General features: G+C 57.9%; 16 protein-coding genes. 10 read left to right on the top strand and 6 right to left on the bottom strand.

The window, feature by feature from the left end:
• Positions 1-309: 309 nt before the first annotated feature.
• On the bottom strand, positions 310-987 hold the full coding sequence (locus tag Y5S_RS06730) for a HugZ family pyridoxamine 5'-phosphate oxidase (protein WP_035231503.1): 678 nt from the start codon (positions 985-987) through the stop codon (positions 310-312).
• Between the two features lie 137 nt (positions 988-1,124).
• Between Y5S_RS06730 and Y5S_RS06735 the strand changes: the two genes are divergently transcribed.
• The 10 genes from Y5S_RS06735 to Y5S_RS06780 all read left to right on the top strand — a co-directional run bounded on the left by Y5S_RS06735 (position 1,125) and on the right by Y5S_RS06780 (position 11,943).
• Positions 1,125-1,886 carry an SDR family oxidoreductase gene (locus tag Y5S_RS06735; RefSeq protein WP_035231505.1) on the top strand — a complete coding sequence of 254 codons (762 nt, stop codon included), beginning with the start codon at positions 1,125-1,127 and terminating at the stop codon, positions 1,884-1,886.
• A 344-nt stretch (positions 1,887-2,230) separates the two neighbouring features.
• Positions 2,231-2,539 (top strand): MGMT family protein, encoded by a 309-nt coding sequence (locus tag Y5S_RS06740; protein ID WP_035231508.1) that lies wholly within the window; start codon positions 2,231-2,233, stop codon positions 2,537-2,539.
• 73 nt (positions 2,540-2,612) lie between these two features.
• Positions 2,613-4,157 (top strand): AmpG family muropeptide MFS transporter, encoded by a 1,545-nt coding sequence (locus Y5S_RS06745; protein WP_035231510.1) that lies wholly within the window; start codon positions 2,613-2,615, stop codon positions 4,155-4,157.
• Between the two features lie 223 nt (positions 4,158-4,380).
• Complete coding sequence (locus tag Y5S_RS06750; RefSeq protein WP_035231512.1) at positions 4,381-5,331, top strand: GGDEF domain-containing response regulator; 951 nt, start codon at positions 4,381-4,383, stop codon at positions 5,329-5,331.
• A gap of 104 nt (positions 5,332-5,435) precedes the next feature.
• A complete protein-coding gene (locus Y5S_RS06755; protein WP_035231844.1) occupies positions 5,436-6,326 on the top strand; it encodes a ketopantoate reductase family protein in 891 nt (296 codons plus the stop codon).
• Between the two features lie 148 nt (positions 6,327-6,474).
• On the top strand, positions 6,475-8,379 hold the full coding sequence (locus Y5S_RS06760; protein ID WP_035231514.1) for a TonB-dependent receptor plug domain-containing protein: 1,905 nt from the start codon (positions 6,475-6,477) through the stop codon (positions 8,377-8,379).
• A 215-nt stretch (positions 8,380-8,594) separates the two neighbouring features.
• Positions 8,595-9,152, top strand: a complete 558-nt coding sequence (locus Y5S_RS06765; RefSeq protein WP_035231516.1) for a cob(I)yrinic acid a,c-diamide adenosyltransferase — start codon at positions 8,595-8,597, stop codon at positions 9,150-9,152.
• A gap of 183 nt (positions 9,153-9,335) precedes the next feature.
• On the top strand, positions 9,336-10,688 hold the full coding sequence (locus tag Y5S_RS06770) for an ATP-binding protein (RefSeq protein ID WP_035231518.1): 1,353 nt from the start codon (positions 9,336-9,338) through the stop codon (positions 10,686-10,688).
• On the top strand, positions 10,685-11,356 hold the full coding sequence (locus Y5S_RS06775; RefSeq protein WP_035231521.1) for a response regulator: 672 nt from the start codon (positions 10,685-10,687) through the stop codon (positions 11,354-11,356). Before Y5S_RS06770 ends, Y5S_RS06775 begins: the two co-directional genes overlap by 4 nt.
• Positions 11,357-11,610: 254 nt before the next feature.
• Positions 11,611-11,943, top strand: coding sequence for a Spy/CpxP family protein refolding chaperone (locus Y5S_RS06780; protein ID WP_035231526.1), 333 nt, complete (start codon positions 11,611-11,613; stop codon positions 11,941-11,943).
• A gap of 64 nt (positions 11,944-12,007) precedes the next feature.
• Here Y5S_RS06780 and aceF read toward each other — a convergent pair whose 3' ends face one another.
• The 5 genes from aceF to Y5S_RS06805 form a co-directional block, all read right to left on the bottom strand.
• Positions 12,008-13,636 carry a dihydrolipoyllysine-residue acetyltransferase gene (gene aceF / locus Y5S_RS06785; RefSeq protein WP_035231527.1) on the bottom strand — a complete coding sequence of 543 codons (1,629 nt, stop codon included), beginning with the start codon at positions 13,634-13,636 and terminating at the stop codon, positions 12,008-12,010.
• Positions 13,637-13,673: 37 nt separating this feature from the next.
• On the bottom strand, positions 13,674-16,346 hold the full coding sequence (gene aceE, locus Y5S_RS06790; RefSeq protein WP_035231528.1) for a pyruvate dehydrogenase (acetyl-transferring), homodimeric type: 2,673 nt from the start codon (positions 16,344-16,346) through the stop codon (positions 13,674-13,676).
• 479 nt (positions 16,347-16,825) lie between these two features.
• Positions 16,826-17,659, bottom strand: coding sequence for a regulatory signaling modulator protein AmpE (ampE, locus tag Y5S_RS06795; RefSeq protein WP_035231529.1), 834 nt, complete (start codon positions 17,657-17,659; stop codon positions 16,826-16,828).
• Positions 17,656-18,222, bottom strand: a complete 567-nt coding sequence (gene ampD / locus Y5S_RS06800) for a 1,6-anhydro-N-acetylmuramyl-L-alanine amidase AmpD (protein ID WP_035231530.1) — start codon at positions 18,220-18,222, stop codon at positions 17,656-17,658. The genes ampE and ampD overlap by 4 nt, the downstream gene beginning before the upstream one ends.
• A gap of 36 nt (positions 18,223-18,258) precedes the next feature.
• Entirely contained in the window at positions 18,259-20,481 is a 2,223-nt protein-coding gene (locus Y5S_RS06805; RefSeq protein ID WP_035231531.1) for a DUF1631 domain-containing protein, read from the bottom strand.
• Positions 20,482-20,590 lie beyond the last annotated feature (109 nt).

A 20,590-nucleotide genomic window follows, 5' to 3' on the forward strand; every position in this document is an offset into this window, starting at 1 on the left:
CAGCGACCGTCTGCGGGGTCAGGAATGGGGCTTGTGGGAGGGGTTTCAAGGGGGCGGGCGCAAAAAATCGCCTGGGAGGTGTTTCAGGGGGGAGGCGGGCATCAAGGAAGAGAAGCGAGTGACGAGTGACGAGTGACGAGTTTCGAAAATCCAGATCAAGACCCAGGTTTTGCCCTTCGCAACTCGAAACTCGTATCTCGCGCCTCTCCATGTCAGCTCTATTCTGTGGGAGCATGCCTGCACGCGAAAAAACCGGGCAAAGACCCCGCTTGCAGGCAAGCTCCCACAGTAAATCTGACCCCCGCCTGACTAAACAGGCGTGCGAGCCAAGGCAACCAGCGCCTCGCGCACCTGCACCGCATCCTCGGCCTTTTCAGAAAATGGCAGCCGACGCAGGTTGCCCTCGTGCCGCAGCCAGCTTCCCCAGGGATCCACCGCCAGCATCTCCGCCCCTTCGCCGGGACAGCCCAACAGACTCAGGTAATGATCGCAGGCATCACTGTGGTCGGCGTTCATGTGCCCCACCATGCCCTGCTCCCGGGCCAGATCCCAGCCGTGGGTGGGCAGCAAGGCCCCCGCCTCCAGCCAGGCAGCCTTGCCAAACCCGGGGATCCAGCGGACTTTCTCCGGACGCAGGGCGTAGAAGTGAAAATCCAGCTGCAGGTAGTCGCGCATATGCGGAAACACCTGCAGGTAGCGCTCGCCCTGCTCCGCAGTTACCCGCTCCAGCGAGCCAGTCATCGACAGCCTCACGGCTGCCTGCCAGTCACTATGGGACTCTTCCACCCACATCAGCGATACGGCAGGGTTTTGGCGAATATTGACAGTGTGCTCAGCCAGATCACTCATCAGCATAATCAGGCGGCCCTGCCCGTCCGGCACCACATTGATGGCGGTAGCGAGGGGCAGCCCCTGAGGATCCACGGTGGCCAGCGCCGCATGGCTGTGTTGATAAACAAAGGCCTGTGCCTGAGTGATCTGATCCATTCTCGAATCCTTGCTGGTTATGCTTTCCTGACGTTTTTCTCCGCTTTCCCGGGGCCCTGAGCAATCCGGTCATTGGTCTTGCCCAGGCTCACTACCATAATCGCCCTCATCGTGAACCGACAGTGTAAGGAATCACCATGGATCTGAACCAGAAAGTGATCGTAGTGACCGGCGCCGGTCGTGGCCTGGGCCGAGGTATTGCCACCTACTTCGCCGGCAAGGGCGCCCGTATCGCCTGTGTGGACCTGAACCAGGAAGACCTGGACGCCACCGTAGCCGCCTGTAAGGACGCCGGCGGCGACGCCCGCTCCTACATCGCCAACGTAGCGAAAGAAGAAGACGTTGAAGCCCTGTTCAACAACGTGGGTAACGACTTCGGCGCCCTGCACGGTCTGGTCAACAATGCGGGGATCACCCGTGACGGTCTGCTGGTGAAGTACAAGGACGGTGAAGTGGTCAGCAAGATGAGCCTGCAGCAGTGGCAGGCGGTGATCGACGTTAACCTGACCGGTGTGTTCCTGTGTGGCCGGGAAGCCGCTGCCAAGATGCTGGAACTGGGCACCGAGGAAGGCGTGATCGTGAACATTTCCTCCCTGGCCCGTCACGGCAGCTTCGGTCAGAGCAACTACTCTGCCGCCAAGTCCGCCGTTGCCGCCATGGCTGAGGTATGGGCAAAAGAGCTGGCCCGCTACAACATCCGTACCGGCGCTGTGGCTCCGGGCACCATCAACACCGACATGCTGGCCGCCATGAAGCCGGAAGCCCGTGAGCGCCTGGTACAAGCCGTACCGCTGCGTCGTCTGGGTGAAGCTGAGCACATCGCTCGCTCCGTAGCGTTTATATTCGAGACTGATTACTTTACCGGTCGTTGCATCGATATGGATGGTGGCTTGCGCTAAGCCGCTACGAGCTACGAGCCGGCATGATGTGCTGGCGACAAAAAAGGGCAGGCCTTCGGGCCTGCCCTTTTTTGGGCGCGGCGGCTCTGCCGCGATGCGCCGAGCCATAATTGAAACGCTGCTTCGCGGTCGAACGCCCGCTCCCACAGGTGGGGATTCTCCAGCGTGTGTGCCGCTTTTGTGGGAGCGCAGGTTCTGGAGTTGGCGTCCGTAGTCCGCCCCAAACGTCTAGCCAACCTGTATTACCGCTAAAGCGCGATGAACCTTTTTTGGCCAGCCGCCCAGCCTCCGGCATCTTTCGATTTCCCTTGCAGCGTGCAACTTGAGGCTTGTAGTTTCTTTCCATGAACCCTGAATTTCGAGACGCCGTGTACCAGATTGTCGCCGCCATACCTGCTGGCAAAGTGAGTAGCTATGGTGCCGTTGCCCGACAAGCCGGCTTCCCTCGTCACGCCCGTTTTGTGGGCCGTTTGATGAGCCAGCTGCCTGACGGGAGCCGCCTTCCCTGGCATCGGGTCTTGCGAGGGGACGGTCGCATCGCGCTGGCGGGCACCCCCTCGGGTGAAATCCAGATCCAGCGGCTACTTGATGAACAAGTGCCCGTACTGGGAGACCGGGTTCCCAAAAGCAGTTTTGTGACGTGGACCGATTGAACCCACATCGCTCCCGGGAGACAAAGTGTCTATGATGACCCCTTCGCACACCGGTAGAGCTCCGTAAAAACCCATGCCCCCACAAAGCACCAGCTGGCAGCAGTCACTGAAAGCCTTCCTGCATCCCCGTGTTGTTACCATGTTCTTCTACGGGTTTTCTGCCGGGATCCCCCTACTGCTGATTTTTTCCTCGCTGTCGCTGTGGCTACGTGAGGCAGGTGTTGATCGGTCCACCGTCACTTATTTCAGCTGGGCGGCGTTGGCCTATTCGTTCAAATTTCTCTGGGCCCCGCTGATTGACCGCCTGCCCATTCCAGCACTGACGCGGCTTCTAGGCCGTCGCCGAGCCTGGCTACTGGTCTCGCAGCTTGCTGTCGCACTATCGATCTTCACTATTTCACAGGTGGACCCTACCCAACCCGGCGCCTTGAACCTGATGGCCCTCACGGTGGTGATGCTGGGTTTTACTGCCGCGACTCAGGACGTTGTCATCGATGCCTACCGCATCGAGTCCGCAGGCATCGAAATGCAGGCATTAATGTCATCGTCTTATATCGCCGGCTATCGAATAGGCATGCTGACTTCCGGCGCGGGTTCCCTGGTGCTGGCCAGCCAACTGGGGTCCACCAGTGAGGCCTACAGCTACAGTGCGTGGCAAACCACCTATGCCGTCATGGCATTGACCATGTTGGTAGGCGCGATCACCACTCTGATCATCAAGGAACCAGAAAACCCTCGCCCGTCCTCGTTCGAGTACAGCAGTCGCCAATACCTGCGCTTCCTGAGTATTTTTGTGATCGGCATTGCCACCTTTGTGGGCATGTATGTTGCCACCGGCACCCAGGCCGACCTCTACCGCACCCAGTTGGCGGAATTTTCCCACAATAGTGCGCTCGCAGGTCTTGTCGTGGAAACCTGCCGGCTCGCCCTGGCTTTCGCCGTCGTCTTCATCGTGGTGAAACTGGTGGCAATGACTCCGCTCTATGAAAAGCAGCTTGTTGAGGAAAGCTACATCGATCCGGTGCGGGACTTTTTCAAACGCTACGGCGCCCGGCTAGCCCTGGTGATACTGCTGTTCGTCGGGTTTTATCGAATCTCCGATATCGTGCTTGGCGTCATCTCCAATGTCTTTTTTGAAGACATGGGCTTCACCAAAACCGAAATAGCAGGCGTTGTAAAAACCTTCGGGCTGTTCATGACCATCGCAGGAGGGTTTCTGGGCGGGCTCCTCGCCGTCCGCCACGGTGTTATTCGGGTACTTTATTTGGGAGCCATCCTCACCGTCGCTACCAATTTGCTGTTCCTCTGGCTTGCCCATGCAGGCCATGACATCCGCATTCTTTATGTGGTGATCTCTGCTGACAATCTGAGTGCGGGCCTGGCAAGTGCCGCCTTTGTCGCCTTCCTGTCTCAACTGACCAACGTCTCTTTTACCGCCGTCCAGTACGCCATCTTCAGCTCACTGATGACCCTACTCCCCAAAACCATCGGCGGTTACTCAGGCAGCATGGTGGACAACCTGGGTTATCCCGGTTTTTTCTTGCTGGCCAGCCTGATGGGGGTCCCGGTACTGGGGCTCATTTACCTGATCCAGCGCAAAGGCGCGTTTCGGGAATAACCAACATAACGACGATGTTTTCGGACAGCGGGACAGATCGCACTGGTTGTTACACTTTTGCCCAACCCTTCCATGCCGGGTCCAGGCGCCTGTACAGGTCGATTTTCCCTGAATATCTCAGCCCCCCGGCTTTAGCGGCATCTGGCACGTCATTACCGGCTAATTTTCAATCAACCCAAAACCGGCTATAGTTCACAGATTACAAAAAACAACAAGAACGCCAATGAACTCTGCCGAAATGGATATTCTGGTCGTAGACGACGCCCGCTTCTCAGCGGCCGTGGTCAATCGCACCCTTGCTGCTGCTGGCTACACTAATATTCGCCATGCCAACAGCGCACAGGATGCCCTCGGGCAGCTCGCCCAGCAGCCAGCAGATCTGGTGGTGGCGGACTGGCTAATGCCGGGCATGGATGGTCTTGAACTGACTCGCCGGATTCGCCAGAACGATGAGGCCAGTAACCGCTACACTTATGTACTACTGTTAACCGCCCGCGAAGGGGTGGATGCCCTGCAGCAAGCCTTCGACCAAGGTGTGGACGACTTCGTTTCCAAATCCTCCATGACGGAGCAACTCCAGCATCGCGTCATGGCCGCAGACCGAATCGTGCAGCGCCATAATCGCGTGCAGGCAGATTACCAACGTATGCTGGCGTTCAACCGCCAACTCAAGCGTCAGGCCTTGATTGATCCGCTCACCGGTTTTGGTAACCGGCTGGACAGTATGCGCGCCCTGCAAAACACCCTTAAGCAGGCGGAACGGAGAGGCGGTGCCGCCTGCCTGATCTTGCTGCGTCTTGAAGAATTCGAGGCTCAGCAAAAAGAGCGAGGCCAGAAGGTCATGCAGCAAGGCGTACTGGCCTTCAGCCGTCGCCTGCGTCAATCTGTTCGCCCTCTGGATAGCCTCTGCCGGATCCAGCCAGACCTCTTTGCGCTGGTAACCTGGCAACCCCATCTGAATCATTGCGAACCTTCCGGATTCCGTCGCCTATACGAAACCCTTAACCATAGGGCCTACCAGACAGCCGCCGGGTTCATCAGCCTGCATGTCAGCATGGCGCTCACTGCATCGGAAGGCACCACGCCAGCCGAAAAGATGTTTGACCAGGCGGGCGCAGAGTTGTCGCTTTCCGTTTCCGAAAAGCGCATCGTCTCGGCAACAAGCAACGCCTGAGTCACCCGCCAGGGCACTCAATAGAGACACTCAATGAAGGTTTGCCGCAGGCTTCGGTCCGGTCAGCGCAGACTTTAAACGCCGACTCGCATACCATTGCCACCATGACGAACGCACTTCCTCACTGGTATTTGCTGGGTGCCGGCAATATGGGCACTCTCTCCGCCTGGTATCTCACTCGGGCAGGGCATGCTGTCACCGTCATCAAGGACAATGCCTCCCCCATGCAGGAAAAAACGCTCTGCTTTCCTGATGGGCAACGCCACTCACTGAACTTGCCTGTACGTGCACCCGGACAGATCAGCACCACCATTGACCACCTGATCGTGGCGGTGAAAACACCCTACAGTCAGGTAGCGCTGCCCCCCATCATTCAACACCTGCATGCCCACACCCAGCTGATACGGTTGCAGAACGGGCTTGGGGCGCTGGACGGCCTTCTGCCCCACGGTATCCTTCCCCTTGAAGCCGTCTCCACCAGTGCTGTGAAAGGCCAGCATCCCCACCATGATATCGTTGCCGAGAACACTACCTGGCTGGGCGGCCATGGCGAGAAGCCACCATGGATGAACGACCTGCAGAACCACTGGCCCAACCTGGTATGGACCAGAGACATCCGCATACCTCAGTGGCAAAAGCTGGTGGCCAATGCGGTGATCAACCCGCTTACCGCCCTTCATGATGTGCCTAACGGGCAGATTATTGACGATCCGTCCCTGCGCCTTTGTGCAGAGAAAATCTGTATGGAAGCCGACATGGTGCTGCAGGCACTCAACAACGATTGGCCGGGCCAATCCCTCGACAATGTCCTGGCCGTCGCCAGGGCCACCGCCAATAACACCTCATCCATGCGTGCCGATCGCCAACGCGGTGCCACTACCGAAATCGACGCTATTAATGGCTGGATAGTGAGACAGGCTGATCAGCTTGGGATAGAGGCACCAGAGAACCAAGCCGTCGTATCTGCTCTGCGCCGAGGCAGCGTTGCAGGATAAAAATTGGCGCTCGCCGATTTCCCCCCTGCGCCATATTCCACACGGCCAAAACTGATCAAGAATTTATTACCTATTTACCTGGCCACACTGGATTTAGCCGCGGTTTTTCGCCATCGTAGCGGGCATTACCCAATGCCATGGAACCCCGATGCAGCGTAATCTTGTTTTGGCCATCAGCCTGATAGCCAGTGGTCAGGCACTGGCCAACAATGAAATCCAGACGGTAAAAGTGAGCGGTGCCGTGAGTCATGAACTGGCTAGCGAATTGCCCGTCGGCTCCGTTGTCATCGACCGACAGATGATCGACAGCCTGCCCGCCAACGACCTGACCGAGGTTCTGGATTCGGTGGCAGGACTGCAATCCAGCAGGCTTTACGGCATCAACGGCGCCAATGCCAGTCTGGATTTACTGGGTTTTGGCGCCACCGCAAACCAGAACACCCTGATCCTTCTGAATGGACGCCGCCTTTCAAACATCGATTTCAGCGGCCCGAATCTCACAGGGATTCCTCTGGCCGCTATTGAGCGGATCGAAATCCTGCCTGGCGCAGGAGCCGCCCTCTACGGCAACGGCGCCACCGGCGGCACCATCAATATCATTACCCGGCAGCGTTACCAGAACAGTGCCGGGCTCGAAATCAATGGTGGTAGCTACGATGCTCGTGGAGGCCAGCTTTACGCTACAGGTAACAACCACCATCTGAGCGGAGCCCTGGCGGCACAGACCCTCGACAGCGATGGTTTTCGGGACAACAACCATACCCGTAACCACAACCTTTTCTCGGATATTCGTTATCAAGGGAAGGGGTTTCAAGCCTACTTCACGGCAACTGGCGAAGAACAAACGATCGGCCAGCCAGGCGGTCGCAGTGTCACGGTCACGGAGAATGCTTTCCGAAACGACCCCCAAGGAGCCTCAACACCTGACGATGAAGCCAGCCAGTCCAATTATTGGCTGATGCCAGGTTTGCGCATTGATATGTCGGAGCGCATCGCGTTCACACTTGATGCGGGGCGTCGCCGCCAGCATCAGGAATGGGATTTTGTTTCGGACGGCTCGGCCAGTGATACGGTCATCGACAGCTACAGCCTTACCCCCAAACTGGAGGGGCAACTCTCTACTGGTGGTGCTGTTCACAACTGGACGCTGGGCTTCGATCTCTACAAATATGATTACACCAGCGACAGCACCTCAGGCGAGCGTGAACTGGAACAGAATCAACGAGCCTGGTACCTGCACAATCTGATCAGCCTCACTCCCAGACTTTCTGTCAGCGCTGGCGCCCGTCAGCTAGAGAGCACGCTCAGAGGCGAAGGCGAACCCAAAGAGCAAGATGGGGAGATGTACGAAGGCGGACTTCGCTACACATTCACTGGCAATCTGGCCTTGTTTGCAGGGGCTCAGCGCAGTGTTCGCATCGCCAATGTCAACGAACTATCTGCCTCCAATCCACCGATTGATCCCCAAACCGGTCACACCTACACCGTGGGTGCAAGCTGGTCCGAGGGCATGCAACACTCGACGTTAACCCTGTGGCGTGCCGACATCCAAAACGAAATTGTCTTTGATCCCGCAACCAGCACCAATCGAAATCTGGAAGACCCGACACTCCACAAGGGCATCAGCATCAACTCACGCTGGCGGCTGGACAAGGACCTGACTTTCACCGCTAACGCCAGCGCCCAGCAAGCACGCTTCGACGGCGGCCAGTACAGCGGTAACGATGTACCTCTGGTACCAGAGCATACCATGAGCCTGGCGGCCGACTGGCAAGCCCTTTCTTGGCTCTCCGCTCAGCTGACCCATCGTTATCTCGGGGATAGGCACTATGACTCGGATCTGACCAACGAGTACACCAAGCTGGATCATTACCGAACTACAGACCTCCAATTGACCGCACGCTACCGAGGAGCTTACCTGCGAGCCGGAGTCTACAACATGGAAAACAACCTGTTTGCAGACTATGGGGCTTACACCCCTGGGAATGGCAGCGCAACGCTGTACCCTCTGCCGGAACGTCATTACCGCGTTGCCATCGGCTACGAGCTTTAGGAAACCGATTGTTGTTACGTTGTCCGATGCACATCGCAAACCATCTCGAGTAACGAGAAGCGAGTTTCGAAAGGCAAAAAATGATGGCCCAAAGTGGCGGTTTGGCTTTTGATCTTCGCAACTCGAAACTCGTGACTCGCTTCTTTCACTCCCTGCTTGCTTTCCCATCGCTTGCAGGCAAGCTCCTACAGTGAGATGCCCGAAAGGATTGATTCATGACCGATAAAACCCGTATCAACCGCGTCATCACCCGCACTGGCGACAAGGGTGACACCGGGCTTGCCGATGGCTCCCGGGTGAGCAAGAACCACCCACGTATCGTTGCGCTGGGGGAGCTGGATGAACTGAACGGCACCCTGGGGGTACTGCGTACCCATCGGCTGGATGAGGACATGGACACCTTGTTGGCCGCACTGCAACAACGCCTGTTCGATATCGGCGGCGAGCTGGCTATCCCCGGTCGGGTCGTCATCGACGATCATGATCTGGTGGAAGTGGAATCCCAGGCTGACACCCTCAATGCTGAACTGCCACCTCTGAAGGAATTTGTCCTCCCCGGCGGCCACCCCGCCGCTGCCTGGTGCCACCATTGCCGTACCGTGGCGCGCCGGGTCGAGCGCCAGCTGGTCGCCCTGCGCAACGACGACGTAGACGCCATCAACCCGGTCAGCCTTGCTCTGGTCAACCGCCTCTCCGACCTGTTGTTCGTCATGGCGCGCCTGATCAATCAACGCAACGAACACCCGGAAACGCTGTGGGCACCGAAAGGCTGACTAGAAACGAGTTGCGAGTTGCAAAGATCAAAAGCCAAGCCTCTATTTGGGGCTATGATTTTGTTGCCTTTCGAAACTCGCTTCTCGTCCCTCGCAACTCTGCCTTTATGAAAACATTGTGCAAATGCTCCCCCGCCCCCGGCGGCGCGGTACACTGAGGTACCGAACAGCCGAACTGACGCCATGGGCATCCGTAACAAGCTTTTTCTTATCTTTCTGGGCACCTTCCTGATCCTGACCCTGGCGGCCAGCGGGTTTTACTATTTTTCCTTTGTCCGCAGCCTTGATACCTACCTGGATGAACGCCAGGAAGAACAGGTCGGCCGGCTGGCCGAACACCTGGGCAGCCTTTACCTGCAGAATGGCAGCTGGGCTTTCCTGCTGGAGGAACCGCGTCGCCTGGGGCGCTTGTATCGCCTGGCCGGTGATGATGATCAGGGGCACGGACAACGGGGCGAAATGCGCCATCTGCAACTGCTGGATCCGCAAAAAAACGTCCTGATTGGCCGCCCCGCCCCGCCCCGACTCCGTTCTGAAATCCCGGTGCAGGTGCAAGGCAAAATCGTGGGTTACCTCACTCACCCTAATCAGGATGCCATCCGCGACAAGCTGGCCGACCGCTTTCGGGACCGGCAGCGGGGGTTTATGAGCTGGATGGTGGCAGTGGGAATGGGCCTTTCCTTGCTGGTCTCCTGGCTGCTGGCCCGGCATCTGGTCGCCCCGTTGCTGGCACTCACCCGTCACGCCCAGACCCTGCAAGAGGGGGACTACAGCACCCGCCTTGCTGACCCGAGAAAGGATGAGCTGGGCATGCTCAGCCGTCAGCTGGATCAACTGGCAGAACGGCTGGAACAGGGCCAACAGGCCCGCCAGCGTTGGTTCTCGGACATTGCCCATGAACTGCGCACCCCGGTGGCGATTCTCAAGGGGGAACTGGAAGCGCTAGTGGACGGCATTCGCCCACTCAATCAGGACGCCATCCAGGCCCTGGAGAGCGAAACCGGGCATCTGGCACACTTGATTGATGACCTGCACGATCTGGCCCTGGCTGACGGCGGCAACCTGCGTTACCGGTTTCAACATCACGATCTGGCCGCACTGACCCGCGAAGTACTGGACAGTTACCAGCACCAGCTCGATCAGCACAAGCTGACACTGAAAAGCCATCTGCCAGAGCAGGCCGATGCCCAGCTCGACCCGGTCCGCATTCGCCAGTTACTGGATAACCTGCTGCAGAACACGATCAAATACACCCATGACGGCGGCCAGCTTCAGGTGCAGCTGCAACAGGCTGGCAACCAATGGCTGCTGGCTGTAGAAGACAGTGCTCCTGGTGTCCCCGATGACGCCCTGCCTCAGCTGTTTGATCACCTGTACCGGGTGGAAAACTCCCGCAACCGACGTACCGGTGGGGCCGGCCTGGGACTCGCCATCTGCCTGCGTATTGCCGAAGCCCATGGCGGCACACTAGCAGCGGCACACAGTCCTTTGGGCGGCGTGCAGATTACCCTGACTCTCCCGGGAGACATCTCATGAGTCGCATTCTGATTGTGGAAGACGAACCCCGACTGGCTCAGCTGGTGGCAGATTATCTCAATCACGCCCACTTCGAGACCGAACAGACCGACAGCGCCAACGCCGCCATCGAGCTGGCCCAGAGCAACCGCTTCGACGCCATGCTGCTGGACCTGATGCTGCCCGACGGGGATGGCATGGAGGTCTGCAAGGCAGTGCGCAAGCACAGTAACCTGCCCATCCTGATGATCACCGCCAAGGTGGATGAAGTGGACCGCTTGCTGGGCCTGGAACTGGGAGCCGACGACTATATCTGCAAACCCTTCAGCCCCCGGGAAGTGGTTGCCCGAGTGAAGGCCGTGCTGCGCCGGGCCCATCCCGAACCGGCTCAAGACGCCCTTGCCCTGTCACTGGATGAGGACCGCTTTGAAGCCTGCATTGGCAGCTACCACATCAGCCTGACCGCCATCGAATTTGCCCTGCTGCAAACCCTGGCCCGCCACCCCGGTCGCATCTGGTCCCGTGACCAACTGATGGATGAAATCTACAACGACCATCGCGTGGTCTCCGACCGCACCATCGACAGCCACATCCGCAAACTGCGCAAGAAACTCACCGACCACAGCGACGACGCCCACGACTGGATCGGTAGCGTCTACGGGGTCGGCTACCGGCTGGAAACGCCATAAAAGCGAGTTGCGAGAAGCGAGTTTCGAAAACCTGCAGAGCATGACGATTTGCCTTTCGAAACTCGCTTCTCGTAACTCGAACCCGGTCTTTTAGCTGGCTACCCTGCAAACGTATAAAATACCGTGCAGGTTTTGACTTTCCTTGCACCTCCGCTTCCACATTCCCTGCATATTCCTTGCACGCTTCTCGTTGATACTGCTCACATCAAAGACAGGGGCTGCAAGCCCCGACGACATCCCCCAAGGAGAGCATGATGAAAAAAGTCGCCGTTATTCTTCTCGCCGTATTTTCCACCGCCGCTTTTGCCTATGGCCCGGGCCATGGCCACAAGGGCGGTGAGCGCATGGTCGAGCACATGAGTGAGAAGCTGGATCTGAGCGAAGAGCAAAGCGAGCAGATGAAAGCCATCTTCGAAGAACAGGGCAAGAAAATGAAGGCCCTGCACGACGAAACCCAAGGCAAGATCAACGCCATCCTGACACCTGAACAGCAGGAAAAAATGGCAGAGATGAAAGAGCAGCGCAAAGAGCGCTGGGAAGAACGCAAGGAAAAGCGTAAAGAAAAGATGGAAAAGCGCGGCGAGTAAGCTCCGCTACCTCAGCAAAAAAGCCGGCTTTTGCCGGCTTTTTTGTTTCCAGGATCAACCTTGTTCACAACAGCACTCGCCGCATATCGGACAGCAACTGGCTCAGATAGGTGGTAAAGCGTGCCGCATCGGCGCCATCGATAACACGGTGGTCGTAGGACAGACTTAACGGCAGGGTCAGGCGCGGCACGAACTGGCTGCCATCCCATACCGGCTGCATGTCGGAACGACTGACCCCGAGAATGGCCACTTCCGGCCAGTTCACAATGGGCGTAAACGCTGTGCCACCAATCCCGCCCAGGGACGAAATACTGAACGTTCCACCCTTCATGTCTGCCGGAGTCAGCTTGCGATTGCGCGCCTTCTCCGCCAGCTCGCCCATTTCCCGGGCAATCTCTTTCAGGGTTTTCTTGTCCGCATCCTTGATCACCGGCACCACCAAGCCGTTGGGAGTATCCACCGCAATGCCGATGTTGATGTAGTGCTTGTGAATCAGGGCTTCGCCACTGCTCTCAAGGGAACTATTGAAGCGAGGAAACTCCTTCAGCGCCTTGGCACAGGCCGCCACCAGGAATGCCAGCATGGTGAGCTTCACACCCTCACGCTCCAGCGCCTTGTTCTGCTGTTTTCGGAAGGCTTCCAGGTCGGTGATGTCGGCATTGTCATGCTGGGTCACATGGGGAATCGTCAACCAGGAACGATGCAGATTCTGGGCAGACACCTTGCGCAGCTTGTTGAGTTCTTCCCGCTCGATATCCCCAAACTGGCTGAAGTCGATATCCGGCAGATCCAGTGACAGACCACCACCACCGGCGGCAGAGGCAGGCTGACTTTCCAGACGCTGTTTCACCCAGGCATGCACATCTTCCTTGAGGATACGATCCTTGGGACCGGTGCCGGTGACCTGGCCCAGATCCACCCCCATTTCCCTGGCCAGCTTGCGCACCGCCGGGCCCGCATGCACCGCCTTGCCGGGCGAGCTTGCCGCCGCCGGGGCCGGCGTCGATTTTGGCTCAGGCTGGCTGGCCGCCTGGGGCGCTGGAGATTCGGCCTTGGCTGGCGCTGGCGTATTCTGGGCGGCAGGCGCAGGCGCGGCATCGCCACCGGAGACTTTCAGCGTCAGCAGGGCATCACCTGTACTGACCTTGTCACCCACCTTGATGCTCACCGACTCCACCGTGCCCGCCTGGGGCGCGGGAATTTCCAGCGACGCCTTGTCGGACTCCAGAACGGCAATGACCTGCTCGGCTTCCAGCACATCGCCGGGCGCTACGCTGACCTCGATGATTTCAGCGCCTTCAATATCACCCAGATCCGGCACCTTCACAGTCTCTGTGCGAGAACCTTCACTGCCCGCAGAGCTGGCCGGCGCAGTCGCTTCCGGCTGGGCTGACGACGGCGGTTCGGGAGTGGCTTCAGCCTTTTCTGCTACGGCCGGCGCACTGTCCGCACCGGCAGATTCTGCCTCGACTTCAAGAAGGTCATCACCCTCCTTCACCCGGTCGCCCACCTTCACATTGATTGCGGTAACCTTTCCCGCTTTCGGCGCCGGCACTTCCACCGTGGCCTTGTCGGACTCCAGCACCACAATGGTGTCTTCCGCGGCGATGGTATCGCCGACTTTTACGCTGATCTCGATGACGTCAACAGGATCACTGCTGCCCACATCGGGAACCTGAATTTTCTCACTCACACCAGTCTCCTTTTAGTGAGATTCTCATGAGGTGCGATCAATGCATCACCGGATAGGGTTTATCCGTATCGATGCCGTATTTTTCGATGGCCTGCTTCACGGTCGCCGCATCCACCTTGCCTTCCTTGCGGAGCGCATTGAGAGAGGCAAGCACCACGAAGTGACGATCCACTTCAAAGAAGTGACGCAACTTCTGACGGGAATCACTGCGACCAAAGCCATCCGTACCCAGCACAGAATAGGACGACTTGATCCACGGGCGAATCTGGTCGGCAAAGCTGCGCATGTAATCGGTGGAGGCGATCACCGGCCCTTCGCGGCCATCCAGGCATTTCTCGACCCAGTTCTGCTCACGCTCACTGTCCGGATGAAGCAACTCGTCGCGATCCTTCTGGATGCCTTCGCGGCGCAGTTCGTTGAAGCTGGTCACGCTCCACACGTCTGCAGCGATACCGAAGTCATCGCGCAGCAGTTCGGCGGCCGCTTCCACTTCACGCAGGATGGTACCGCTGCCCAGCAGCTGAACCCGTGGCGACTTCTTGGTCTTCCCCTTGCCTTCGCGCAGCAGGTACATGCCGCGACGGATACCTTCTTCCGCCCCTTCCGGCATGGCGCCGTGCATGTAGTTCTCGTTCATCAGCGTCAGGTAGTAGAAGACTTTCTCGTTGTCTTCGTACATGCGTTTGAGGCCGTCGTGCAGGATCACCGCCAGCTCGTAGCTGTAGGTGGGGTCGTAGCTGACACAGTTGGGAATGGTGCCCGCCAGGATATGGCTGTGGCCATCCTGATGCTGCAGGCCTTCGCCGTTGAGCGTGGTACGCCCAGCGGTGGCACCCAGCAGGAAACCGCGGGCCTGGCTGTCTCCGGCCGCCCAGGCCAGATCGCCGATACGCTGGAACCCGAACATGGAGTAGTAGATGTAGAACGGGATCAGGGCGAAGTTATGCACGCTGTAGCTGGTGGCCGCCGCCAGCCAGCCGGACATGGCGCCCGCTTCGTTGATACCCTCTTCCAGAATGCGACCCTTCTTGTCTTCCCGGTAGTACATCACCTGACCGGCGTCTTCCGGCTCGTACTTCTGACCACCGGAGGAATAGATCCCCAGCTGACGGAACAGGCCTTCCATACCAAAGGTTCGGGCCTCATCCGGCACGATCGGCACCACGCGCTCGCCAATCTGCTTGTCCTTGATCAGCGCACTCATCATGCGCACGAACGCCATGGTGGTGGAGATTTCCCGGTCACCACTGCCTTCCAGGAAACTGGCGAACACATCCAGACCTGGAATCGTCAGCGGCTGGCTGGCCTGTTGGCGCCGCACCGGCATGTAACCACCCAGCTTGTTACGCTGCTCGTTCATATAACGCAGCTCGGGGGAATCCGTTTCCGGACGGTAGTAAGGCACGTCCTTGAGCTGCTCATCGGTGAACGGCATATCGAAGCGGTCGCGGAATTCCTTCAGGCTTTCCAGATCCAGCTTCTTCATCTGGTGGGTCTTGTTCACCGCTTCGCCGGCACCGGTGGCGTAGCCCTTCACGGTCTTGGCGAGAATCACGGTGGGGCGGCCGGTGTGCTTGGTGGCCTCATGGTAGGCCGCATACACCTTGAACGGATCATGACCGCCGCGGTTGAGGCGGTAGATGTCTTCGTCGGACATGTGCGCCACCAACTCCTTCAGCTCAGGATATTCGCCGAAGAAGTGCTCACGGGTATAGGCGCCGCCGTTCTTCTTGTAGGCCTGGTACTCACCATCCACGCACTCTTCCATGCGACGGCGCAGCAAGCCCTGATTGTCCTTTTCCAGCAGCGGATCCCAGAGACGCCCCCAGACCACCTTGATGACATTCCAGCCAGCACCTCGGAACACCCCTTCCAGTTCCTGAATGATCTTGCCGTTGCCACGCACCGGGCCATCCAGACGCTGCAGGTTACAGTTGACCACGAACACCAGGTTATCCAGCTTCTCACGGCCGGCCAGCGCCAGCGCCCCTAGGGATTCCGGCTCATCCATCTCCCCATCACCCATGAACGCCCAGACCTTGCGGTCGTCCTGCTGAATCAACTCACGGTTCTGCAGGTACTTCATGATGTGGGCCTGGTAGATGGCCTGAATCGGCCCCAGCCCCATGGACACAGTGGGGAACTGCCAGAAATCCGGCATCAGCCAGGGATGCGGGTAAGAGGACAGGCTCTCGCCGTCTACTTCGCGACGGAAATTGTCCAGCTGATCTTCGCTGATTCGCCCTTCCAGGTAGGCCCGCGCATACACGCCCGGCGCCGAGTGCCCCTGGAAGAACACCAGGTCCCCTTCGTTTTCATCACTGGGGGCCCGGAAGAAATGGTTGAAGCCCACATCATAGAGCGTCGCCGATGAAGCGAAGGAGGCAATATGGCCACCCAGCTCATCGTCATTGTTCATGTTCGCTCTCATCACCATGGCAAGGGCATTCCAGCGAACCAGGGAACGAATACGGCGTTCCATGAACACGTCACCGGGAATGGAGGCTTCGTCTTGCGGGGAAATGGTGTTGAGGTAGGGGGTGTTGAGATGGGTACGATGGATGCCCTGTTCCTGGGCTTCGTTGGCGATGACGTCGAGGAGCCAGGCTGCCCGTTCAGGGCCTTCCCGCTCGACCACTGATTCCAGTGCGTCAAGCCATTCCCGTGTTTCAGCGGGATCCATATCATCAAAGAAACTGCGTTTTTGCATGGGCGTGCGTCCTTTTTCGCGTAGCCAGGCGGCACGTCAGGATCACTGTCGCACCGCAAAATGACCCGGGGGTGTCCGGGCGAGGCGAACCTCATTGCTATCCAGCCAAGGGGCGGATATCTGTATTCATACTAGCGGGGATGACCGGCGGGTCAAATGACAAAAACCCTCAGAAACAGTTATTTGGGAACTATTTCTTTACCAGCGGTTACCAGTTTGCGCCGGGTAAAGGAAAGGCACCATAAGACGAATAGCGAAGGAGGGCTTCAGTGCCTGCAGGCACTGAAGGAGATGTGCGCCTGTTTGTTTTAACAGCCTTTCTGCACTGATGCTGAATTACCAAGGTGGCAGGAGTACCTCTTGAGGTGCGAACCGAGCTTCAGCGAGTAACGAGTTTCGAGTTGCGAAAGTCAAAACCCCAAATCAAACCCTTGCCAATCGGGGGGATGTGGGGTTGAGGTTTTCGAAACTCGTAGCGCTCAGCTCAGCATCACCCACAATGCAGCCATGATTAACCACACAGCCATACAACGCAGCAGCAGTCCCTGAAGGGATTCTAGAGGCGCGATGAGACGGGAAAAGGGAGTGCCCGCCTCCTGATCCGGTAAATCCATTGCTTGCCCCGCTGCCATAAAGGCGTGCTTCTCCGCTCCCTGCAGCGTCATCCAGTGTCCACGCATGCAATCCAGAACCGCAGCGAAATCCCCCACCACTGCCATGCTGAAAATCAGCAGGCGCTGAGCTGGCCAGCTTAACCACTGATCCAGCACCACCGACCATCCCGGGTTCGCAGGCTCAGAGCGGCGTGACCAGGCATGATTGAGCGACACCACAAAGGCAGCTGGCAATCCCGCCAACACCAGCCAAAAGATCACCACGAACACGTGTTGCTCGCGTGTCAGGATTTTCTCCGCCAAGGCTTGCTGTACCGCAGGCTCCAATGGATCACCGCCGACGCCGAATTCATCCTCTGCCAGCGCGGCAAAACCATCCATATCGTCCATACGGCCACGGACCAGTAGTTCATCCACTTCACGAAACTCACTGTGAGCGCCCAATAACCAGATCAATACCCCGCCGCCAACCAGTAACCACAGCCATTGCCCCCAGAATCCCTGCAGCACGCCTTCCAGCAAGGTCAGGGCAACCGCAGGCACGGCAATGGCCAGCAACCATAACAGCCCACCATTGCCGAAACGGCTGGCCAACCTCTGCAGCCAGACCTGATGACGCTGGCGATCCGTCAACCAGTGAGGCCACCCGGTATCCATCCGTCGCAACCCCAGGACCAGAATCAACATCAGAAATGTCATGCCATGCTCTCCTTGAAGGCGGCCAGTCCCTGGCGATAATTCGCCCACTGAAAAGCGGGCCCCGGGTCGGTTTTACGCCCCGGCGCAATATGCTGGTGGCCGACAATACGGTCACTGGTAATGGCTGGGTAATGCTGCTGCAGCAAGGCTGTCAGCGCCACCAGGGTTCGGTATTGCGCACATTCAAACGGTGTCTGATCTGCTCCTTCGAGCTCAATGCCAATGGAAAAGTCATTACAGTTGTCTCGCCCTGCATAAGACGATATGCCTGCATGCCACGCGCGCTTGTCGCAATCGACAAACTGCATCAACTGGCCATCCCGGCGAATCAAAAAGTGGGCAGAAACTGTCAGCTGGTAGACTTCACGAAAATAGGGGTCGCGATCAGGATCAAGCCGGTTTGAGAAAAGGTCTTCGATATACGGACCGCCAAACTGGCCCGGTGGCAGGCTGATATTGTGTATCACCAACAGGGAGATATCGTCGGGGTTCGGGCGTTCATTATGGTTGGGAGAAGGGCACCATTGCGCCTGTTTCACCCGATGGTCAGAGAGGGTCAGCACCCGCGCGCTCCTTGCTACCTGGGAATCGGAGGGGCGCTAGCCAGGCCTGCCTTGCATTCGCCGCAAGTCGCCAATGACCGCTTCCAGCGCCCGATCAAACAGCGCCCCTTCTTCCACGAGTTTAGCAGCCCCCTTGTGGAGGGCAACGGCCAGACTGTAAGCAGAGAACTCCGCGACCTTGATACCTCGACGGTTGGTGAAAACCAGTTTCACCCCACTGCGAATATTCGCTGCCAGTTTGGCACGACGCGGCTCCGATTCATCCAGCAACTCCACCCATTGCCCCGGTGCCAGCTGCGAAGCCTGACGAACCAGAAAATGATCGGCCGACAGGTCAGAGTCCTGCTGCTCCGGTTCCTTTTCAGGTAATTCTGCTTCCACGCTCACCCGCTCTGTTTGCAACCCTTTGAGCAGTTGCTGATGCACCTCGCGAAGATGAATCAGAAGCTGGCGGGTCTCTGTTTCATCGTAGTGAATCTGGACCAGACCACTCTGCAAGCTGTTCAGCAATTTGGGACTCAACGCCTTGAGTTTTTCCAATGCTTCCTGGTCACGGTGGTCAAGTGCACTCCAGACAACGGCGTCCACAACCTTGACCTGTTGCAACCAGGCCGGACTATCTGCGCCTTCCCGTAACCAGGTCAGGTACAGCACCTGCTGCCAGCCCTGCCGCAACAAGCGCACCACCACATTAGGCAACTTGCGCCCGGCAAGGCGCTTGTCCAGAACAGCAATCACCGCCTGACGAGCCTGCTCGGCACGCACCTTACCCTCTTCCGCCTCACGGACCCGCTCCTCTACACGCACCGAACGAGAGGTCTGATTGGCAAAATACTGCTCGAACTCCTGCAGCAGAGTCTGGAACAGGCTGGCATCATCTTCATAGTCATCAATGATGCGATGCACCGCCTGATTTATTCGCTGATACAGCTCATCCTGCATTCCCTGCTGCGGGTCCCACTGGCAACCTGCCTTGGCCAATACGTTCAACAACCGGCGGGCTTCGTGATTGTCATTACTGAAAAAGGCCTTGTCGGTAATGGCGACCTTAAGCAAGGGGATCTGTAGACGACCGATCAGGGCCTTGATCTCGGAAGGCAACCCTTCATCATCAAGGATAAAATCGAACAACATGGTAACCAGGTTGATCACATCGTCATCAGCCTGATCAAGCGCATGGATCGCTTCTCCATGCTCACTGTCCAGCATATCGGACAGGTCACCTTTCAGTGAGGCCTTCTCACCATCCGCCTCAGTCAGACTTCGCTCTACGCGCTGTAACCGGTTGAGCACGCCCAGCAGATCATCAGAACTGACCGGCCTTACCGAGGCAGCATTCTCAAGAGGGGCGCCATTCATGAAGGGGACACCGTTTTGCATCACGGCCATGGGCGCGTCCGCAGCTTGCCCCCGGGGTGCAGCTCCTCCGCCCCGGATCCCGCGCATGGTCACCAGCAATTCTTGCAACAGACCAAACATCTGATCATTACTGGGACCGGCACCCGTTCCAGCAGCGCCTGAAGCAGGCTCAGCGGCTCCCTGAATGGCACGGCTTCCCGGCTTTCTCACTGGCGGAATGGGCGCAGTCTTCATGTCCGGCAGCACGCCAGCATTAATCAGCACCGTGTTGGCTTCACTGACCAGAAATCCGGTTTCAGCCATCACCTCTCGCTCGAAAAGCTTGAGTATCACCAACTTGGCCCTGATATCCAGGGTGAGCCTATCCAGCCCTTCGTTAAACGTGGATACCAGCTGACGAGGTTCCAGCGGGTTGTTTTTTTCACCCAGCTCCGCCTTGCTCTCGAGCAGATACTCCATGCGGTGATTCAGCACCCGCAGCTGCTCGTCACAGCCATTGCGGGCTCGACGAGCCATGTTGTCCAAAGCTACCGATGTTTCCAGTTCATCTTCATTGACCAGACTGAGGGACTCCAGGTCTACGGGCTGACTGACCTTTTCCTGGCTTTCACGTTCCTGCCCCATCGTGCGAAAGCGGTTGTCCAGCGATTGCCGAAACCCGGACATTAATCCTGCACGCTGTACGCGCAGTTCTCTCATGGCCTGAAAGTAGCAATCCCGCTCCTCATCGCTTGCCTTTTCCACCAGCGCGTAGAGCGCATCATCTGCCCCGTCCAGCATATCGCCAAGATAGCCCCCACACAGGGACACATAACGCTCACGAACCTTTTCCAGCGGACGAGGCAACTGGGTAACCTTGTTGTTGGGTGGAATAGAGTGCAAATGGGTGACCTTGGACATGATGACACCTACCAGCAGACGAAGCGCCGCTCTGAACCAGCTTCAGAAGAATAATGAGAAAGACTGTACCACGCCACCACCAATACGAATTTTGAACTAGTTATCAGTT

This window comes from Alcanivorax nanhaiticus, from assembly GCF_000756665.1.
GTDB classification, from domain to species: domain Bacteria; phylum Pseudomonadota; class Gammaproteobacteria; order Pseudomonadales; family Alcanivoracaceae; genus Alcanivorax; species Alcanivorax nanhaiticus.